The 549-nt window shown below is 49.7% G+C and carries 1 protein-coding gene; it reads right to left on the bottom strand.

The features are described 5' to 3' along the window. Window positions 1-549: cadherin-like domain-containing protein (locus AB4351_RS09620; protein ID WP_372125760.1), on the bottom strand; the 549-nt coding region annotated here is incomplete at both ends.

Here is a 549-nt window from a genome sequence, read left to right as displayed (position 1 = left end):
TTCGTCGATTGAGTACGCTAGGTCACCAGACACAGGCGCATCATCAACCGCAGTCACACTTACATCGATGTTCGCAGAGACCGTATCGGTGCCGTCTGACACATCGAAGCCGAAGTTTACGTCACCATTGAAGTTTTCATTTGGCGCAAAGGTGTACGTACCGTTGCCGTTGTCAGTAAGGATACCGTCGCCACCATCGTAGGTCACACCTTCAACCGTTAGGTTATCACCTTCAATGTCGGTAGCGCCTGTTAATAGGTCTGCATCGGTGAAGATAAGCGTTCCATCTTCTTCAACACTGAACTGTTGATCTTGAGGGACTGGCAGGTCGTTAACTGGGTTAACCGTTAGGTCAGCTGATGCTTGAACGGTATTGGTACCATCTGAGATATCGAAGCTAATATCGATATCACCATTGAAGTTCTCATCTGGCGTGATGGTGAAGCTGCCGTCATCATTAGCTACAACCGTCGCATCACCGTCGACCGTTAGGCTGCTGGCCGTCAAGTCATCGCCTTCCACATCTGATGCTTGAGAAAGCAGCTGCTC

This window comes from Vibrio sp. 10N.261.51.F11 (genome assembly GCF_041471665.1).
GTDB lineage: Bacteria > Pseudomonadota > Gammaproteobacteria > Enterobacterales > Vibrionaceae > Vibrio > Vibrio crassostreae_C.
Note: the sequence above shows the minus strand (reverse complement) of the source record. Positions and strands in the feature narration are given on the sequence as shown.